General features: G+C 35.9%; 7 protein-coding genes and 1 tRNA gene. 3 read left to right on the top strand and 5 right to left on the bottom strand.

Annotation, left to right across the window (positions count from 1 at the left end):
• Positions 1-201 (top strand): transposase (locus BUA89_RS19695; RefSeq protein WP_143152336.1); only part of this gene is annotated, 201 nt, incomplete at its 5' end.
• Positions 202-332: 131 nt separating this feature from the next.
• On the opposite strand, the gene BUA89_RS19690 is transcribed toward BUA89_RS19695, so the two are convergent.
• Together BUA89_RS19690 and BUA89_RS19685 are read right to left on the bottom strand one after the other, a co-directional pair.
• Positions 333-412, bottom strand: a tRNA-Leu gene (locus tag BUA89_RS19690).
• 80 nt (positions 413-492) lie between these two features.
• A complete protein-coding gene (locus tag BUA89_RS19685) occupies positions 493-1260 on the bottom strand; it encodes an MBL fold metallo-hydrolase (RefSeq protein ID WP_072962762.1) in 768 nt (255 codons plus the stop codon).
• A 54-nt stretch (positions 1261-1314) separates the two neighbouring features.
• On the opposite strand from BUA89_RS19685, the gene BUA89_RS19680 reads away from it, so the two are divergent.
• Positions 1315-2742: a nicotinate-nucleotide adenylyltransferase gene (locus BUA89_RS19680; protein WP_072962757.1), complete on the top strand. Its 1428-nt coding sequence runs from the start codon at positions 1315-1317 to the stop codon at positions 2740-2742.
• 15 nt (positions 2743-2757) lie between these two features.
• Positions 2758-3207 (top strand): GAF domain-containing protein, encoded by a 450-nt coding sequence (locus tag BUA89_RS19675; RefSeq protein ID WP_072962753.1) that lies wholly within the window; start codon positions 2758-2760, stop codon positions 3205-3207.
• Between the two features lie 127 nt (positions 3208-3334).
• Here BUA89_RS19675 and BUA89_RS19670 read toward each other — a convergent pair whose 3' ends face one another.
• From BUA89_RS19670 to BUA89_RS19660, 3 genes are all read right to left on the bottom strand, one after another.
• Positions 3335-4072 carry an ABC transporter substrate-binding protein gene (locus BUA89_RS19670; RefSeq protein ID WP_072962750.1) on the bottom strand — a complete coding sequence of 246 codons (738 nt, stop codon included), beginning with the start codon at positions 4070-4072 and terminating at the stop codon, positions 3335-3337.
• A gap of 26 nt (positions 4073-4098) precedes the next feature.
• On the bottom strand, positions 4099-5421 hold the full coding sequence (gene mgtE, locus BUA89_RS19665) for a magnesium transporter (RefSeq protein ID WP_072962746.1): 1323 nt from the start codon (positions 5419-5421) through the stop codon (positions 4099-4101).
• Between the two features lie 283 nt (positions 5422-5704).
• On the bottom strand, positions 5705-6256 hold the full coding sequence (locus tag BUA89_RS19660) for a pyruvate decarboxylase (protein WP_072962743.1): 552 nt from the start codon (positions 6254-6256) through the stop codon (positions 5705-5707).
• Positions 6257-6309: the final 53 nt, after the last annotated feature.

Genomic DNA, 6309 nt, shown 5'->3' with positions numbered 1-6309 from the left:
GAATCAGGCTTTAAATCTTTCACTACCTTAAAAAGAACGATTACCCGCCACTACAGCGATATTCTTAATTATTTTGAGAAGAGAAGCACTAACGCCTCAGCAGAATCCTTTAATGCAAAAATAAAAAACTTCAGATTACAGCTCAGAGGAGTAAGAGATAAATCGTTTTTCCTGTTCAGATTATCAAAACTTTTTGCTTAGTCCACAAGTTTTGTACTTGATCCAATAATCCCCGTTGCCCGTTTTACACTTGATTAGGTTCATCCATTTTTCTTCACCATTAACCCTATAAAAGCAAATAACACCAACTAAAATAGTTGATGTTATTGTTGTACCCAGGACCGGGATCGAACCGGTACTCCTAAGAACTGGTGTTTGAGACCAGCGCGTCTACCAATTCCGCCACCTGGGCTGGTGTGTTACCTTGTTTCTAATTGGTGTGCAAATATAGGAACTTTTCTTTATACTCCAAATGTTTTTGTAAACTTTTTTCTAAAAATTTATCTCCAAACCGTCGTAGGCAAGGTGTATTCCGGATGGAAGTTGTTTATCTTCAATATCATGTAACCCTAAATGATGACTGATATGGGTTAAAAATATTTTTTTAGGTTTCAGCTCTTCAAAAAGCTTGATGACATCAGGAAGGATAAAATGTGCCGGATGCGGATCAAATTTCCGGATACAGTTTAAAATTAAAACATCAAGATCTTTTAATTTTTCCTTTTCTGTGTCAGAAATAAATCCTGCATCGGTAATGTACGCAAGCTTTTTAAATTTATATCCAAAAGCCGTAATTTTAAAATGAATCACTTCAACCGGAGTGATTTCAGTATCCAAAACAGTGAACGGTTTGTTTTCAATTTCATACAGATCAAAAGCCGGAGCTCCTGGATATTTAATGTCCGCAAATGCATACGGAAAACGGTTTTTCACTTCATCAGCTACCCTTTTATAGCAGTAAAGCGGAATATTTTTCCCACTTTTGAAAATCAGCGGACGCATATCATCAAGACCGATCACATGGTCGTTATGTTCGTGGGTGAGCAAAGCAATATCTACATGATTTTCTTTATTGGTAAGCATTTGCTGCCTGAAATCCGGGCCGCAGTCAATAAGGATTTTCCTGTTTTCATCGGTCGTTACCATCACAGAAGATCGCAGACGACTGTCTTTCGGATTATTTGAAGTACACACTTCACAAGTGCAGCCAATAACGGGTACGCCTTGGGAAGTTCCCGTTCCTAAAAATTTCAACTTCATTTTCTTTTGAGGTTGGTTTAATTTTGGTAAATTTACGAAAAATTTAATGTCCTAATGTATCAGAAACTAACTCCTAAACAAAAAGCATTAACAATTAATCTAGATCCTACTATTTATGGTACTTTCGCAGAAATTGGAGCAGGTCAGGAGACTGTTCGACATTTTTTTAGAGCAGGGGGAGCTTCGGGTACAATTGCTAAGGCAATGTCGGCTTACGATAAAGATTTTAGTGATGCCATCTACGGAAAAGAGGTAAAAAACAGATACGTTACCCAAAACAGACTTCGAAAAATGCTTCGTTATGAAGTAGCACTTATTGAAGAAAGAATTTCCAGAGAAAGTAACCCAAACAGGAAGTATTTTTCTTACGCAAACACTGTTACTACCATTAATTTTGATAAGACAGTGAAAGGCCACGGCTGGGTAGGAATCCGCTTTCAGGTAAAAGAGAATGAAGATTATAATGAAATCGTGATCCACGTAAAATTTAAGGAAAACGATGCGACTTTACAACAGGAAACGTTAGGGAATCTTGGGGTAAATCTTATTTTCGGAGCGTTCCATTATTACGACAATCCAAGAAATTTAGTTGAATCTTTATACGACGATGTTGCCAAAGACAATCTTGAAATTGATATGATCGATTTTAGCGGGCCGGCGTTTGAATATGTAGATAACAGATTGATGTCGTTGCAGTTGGTAAAACATGGAATGACCGATGCTGTTATTTTCAATTCTGAAGGGAATAATATGCTGCCTGCAGATATTTTATACAAGAAAAATATTTTTGCCGTAAGAGGAAGCTTCAGACCCGTAACAAAAGTGAACATCGATATGCTTAAAAATGGTATGGATATGTTCCTGAAAGATGCTATCTGTACACAGGAAGACACGGAACTTCTGATTGAAATTACCATCTCAAACCTTCGTGCAGACGGGGATATTGATGAAAGGGATTTCCTTGACAGAGTGGATGTTTTAGCAAAACTGGGTTACACGGTTATCGTTTCAAATTACTCGGAATATTATCGTCTTATCGATTATTTTGCTTCTTATACAAGTGGAAATATCGGCGTTGCGATGGGGGTAAACAACTTACTAATGGTATTTGATGAGAAATATTATCAGAATCTTTCGGGAGGAATCTTAGAAGCTTTCGGTAAATTCTTCAGAAACGGGATGAGAGTATATCTTTATCCTTACAAAGATCCTGAAACGCATGAATTACTGAATTCCGAGACCCTAAAAGTGGAAGAAAACTTAAAAGAATTGTATAAATATTTCAAACTTAACGATCGTATTGTAGACATTACCAATTACAATCCGGAGTTTTTGGAAATTTATTCAAGAGATATTTTGAAAAAGATTGGATGCAATATCAAAGGTTGGGAAAACCAGCTTCCTGAAGGTGTTGCAGAAATGATAAAGGAACGCGGAATGTTCGGCTACAAAGAAGAACTTTCGCTTAAACAATTCTCTTAAAAACAATATATTACAATGTCAGAATTAAAGAAAAGGCTTTCGTCTATCCTTGAAAGTCCTAAGCATAATACAGAAGAAAAACTTGAAAAAGTTTGTCACCTTTTGGATCAGGAAATTTCTTATTTCAACTGGACGGGTTTCTATTTTAAAAATGGAGATAAAGACGAGTTGAAGTTAGGACCTTACGTGGGAGCACCAACCGATCACATCATTATTCCTTACGGAAAAGGAATTTGCGGTCAGGTTGCGGTTTCTAATGAAACATTTGTCGTTCCTGATGTACACGAAGAAAGCAATTACCTAAGTTGCTCAATTGATACCAAAGCGGAAATTGTGGTCCCAATTTTCAAAGACGGACAAAATATCGGACAGATCGATATCGATTCTCACACCATCAATCCTTTTACAGCTGAAGACAGAGAATTGTTGGAGTGGCTTTGTAATGAGGTTTCAAAAATTTTGTAATTGAATTTTAAATTTTTAAAATATAAACTCCGGTTCAGTTGAACCGGAGTTTTTGTTTCATTTCATTTTAATAAATGTAATCATCTTTCCAAATCTGTGAACTGTGGGAAATATTTTTACTTGAAAATCAAATATTAATGGATTCCACCTCCAAAATCAACCTCTTAAAATAGTCCTCACACTTCGCTATATGGGTTCCATACCAGGAAAACGCTTCCCCGTCAACGATCATAATTTTTTTATCAGGATAAACTTCTCTTAATTCTTCAATATGTTTTTCTTTAAAAGGAAAAGGTTCGGACGAAAGCATAATAATATCTGCTTCCGCTAAATGTTCAGTCTGAATTTCCGGATAACGTTTTTGATCTTTAAATATATTGTCAAAGCCTATTTCTGTCAGAACTTTATGAATAAAAGTATCAGATCCAATCGTCATATAAGGATTTTTCCATATGAGGTAAGCCACTTTTATTGGAGAATCAATTTTTGTCTGATAAAGAATATCGTAGATTTTAAGATTGAAAAGTTGTGCCTTTTCTTCTTTATGAAAGAGTTTTCCTAAATTTTTAAGCAGATAATAATTGTCTTCAATATTTTCTACATTGGAAACAATAACTTTAAAATCATCCATCAAAGCTTCCACCTGTTCTTTGATATTTTCTTCTTTGTTGGCAAGAATCAAATCCGGTTGTAACGCTTTAATTTTATCGATATTAATATTTTTTGTTCCACCGATAACCGCCACATTCTTCACTTTGCCTGCGGGATGAATACAGAATTTTGTCCTTCCGACCACTTCATTTTCTGTGAGGCCCAAATCAAATAAAGCCTCAGTAATCGAGGGAACCAGAGAAACTACTTTCATTGTACTATTTTAGAGGTTGCCTAAAATTACAAAAGTTTGCCCGTTAAGAAAAGCCCTGCGACAGAAAAATAAATGATTAGTCCGGTAACGTCTACCAAAGTTGCTACGAAAGGCGCAGATGAAGTGGCAGGATCGAGTTTTAATTTTTTAAGAATAAACGGAACCATTGAGCCGGATAAAGTCCCCCAAAGCACGATCATTACCAGCGAAACACCAACACTTAATCCTACAAAAGCCCAGTGAATGCCATAATTAAAAAAGCCTGCTTTGTGCCAGATCATGATTCTTAAGAAACCGATAATCCCAAGGATTCCACCAAGAAATAACCCTGTGAAAATTTCTTTTTTCATCACATACCACCAATCTTTCAGTCCGATTTCCTGAAGTGCCATCGCCCTGATGATCAATGTTGCAGCCTGTGAACCGGAATTTCCTCCACTCGAAATAATCAACGGAACGAATAATGCCAACACAACTGCTTTCTGAATTTCATCTTCAAAATATCCCATGGCAGAAGCGGTAAGCATTTCGGAGAAGAACAGGATGATCAGCCACATCCCTCTCTTTTTAACCATTTCCATTAATGAAGTCTGGGTGTAAGGAACATCCAATGCTTCAAGTCCCCCGAATTTCTGAATATCTTCGGTATTTTGTGATTCTATCTGATCTAAAATATCATCAATCGTAACAATTCCTACCAGAACTCCGGCCTCAGTAATAATGGGAAGTGCGGCTCTGTCGTATTTTTCAAAATATTGCACCGCATCTTCTTTTGAAGTAACAGTAGTAATCGCAACAAAATGATTATCTGTAATTTCCGAAATCAAAGTATCTTCTTCTACCAGTAGTAAACTTCCTAACGCAATATCATCAATCAGTCGGTTTCTTTCGTCGACAACGTAAAGGTAATTCATTGTCTCTACCCTACTTCCGACTTTTTTAATCTGTTGAAGACATCTTTTTACCGTCCATTCTTTACGGATCTGGATATAATAAGGAGTCATCAAACGGGCAATGGAATCAGAATTATATCCTAGCAATTTCAAGGCAATTCTTCGTTCCTGCGGATTAAGATGATTGATGGAATATTTAATCAGTTCATCCGGGAAGTCCTCAAACAAGGCAGTTCTGTCATCGGGTGTCATCGCATTCAGAATTTCAGAAACTTCGTCGCTGCCGATACTTCTGATGGTTTCCTCCTGAAAATCAGGATCAAGATGAGAGAAAACATCCGCTTTGTATTCTTTCGGAACTTTCAAAAATGCCAAGAGCCTCTCATCAGCATGAAGTTCGCTAAGAGTTTCGGCAATATCAGCAGGATTGAAGATAAGTTCGTCTTTAGAATTCAAAACGTCAAATTTTTAGAATAGTGCAAAAATAATCCAAATTTTTAGAATTGACCAACGAACAGTGAAATTTAAGGATTTATTAAAACTTTTAACCATAACAAAAGCACCTTCCAATAAGAAGATGCCTTAAAATTTATTGAGATAGTTTGAATGAATTGTTAAGTGCTAATATAGTAATTTGAAATTAATTATTCACACAATAATGAATTTAATTAAATAAAAATCAATGGAATACATAGCTTTTTTTTTAAAACCGAAATAAAATACAGAGAGATTATAGGAATCAGAATGATGAATCGGTTGATGCTTTGAGCTTTCTTAACTGCTTGATGATCTCTTTAATCGCGCCATTCGTCCCAATCTTTACAGAATTTACAGTAGAGCCAAGAAGTCTCATATTCTTTCTATAAGTATCATAATCGGTTTCAGTAATAAGATTTCCTTTTGCGTTGAAAAGTTTCATACTAACAACGACCTGATTAGAAAAAACATATTTTCCGATTCCCACTTTAAAATATTTTACTTTGGGAACGACTGCGTAATCAGCATCATTATTCATACAATAATCAGCAATAGTCTGGTGATCAATACTGTCGAAAGAAATTTGGGTTTCCGTTTTAAGCATTTTGTTTTTTCTTTCGCTTAAATTGTCAGAAACCGCGCTGAAGAAAGCCGTATTCGTTGGCTCCTTGATTTCCTCGATATCAGGGTCTACTTCAGGATTGAAGTACAGGATTTTCTTAATCTTTTCATCGGCATTTCTTTGTGCTTTTAAAGGAGAAACACTTAGGAAAAGAATGGCAGTAAGGGTTGTAAAGGTTATAATTTTTCTCATCACTATTTCGTATGCAAAATTACTGCCTTTTAGTGGTATAGCATAATTTTTTT

Origin of the sequence: Chryseobacterium arachidis, assembly GCF_900129245.1 — a bacterium.
Lineage (GTDB): Bacteria > Bacteroidota > Bacteroidia > Flavobacteriales > Weeksellaceae > Chryseobacterium > Chryseobacterium arachidis.
This window is presented reverse-complemented; position numbering and strand designations above follow the sequence as displayed.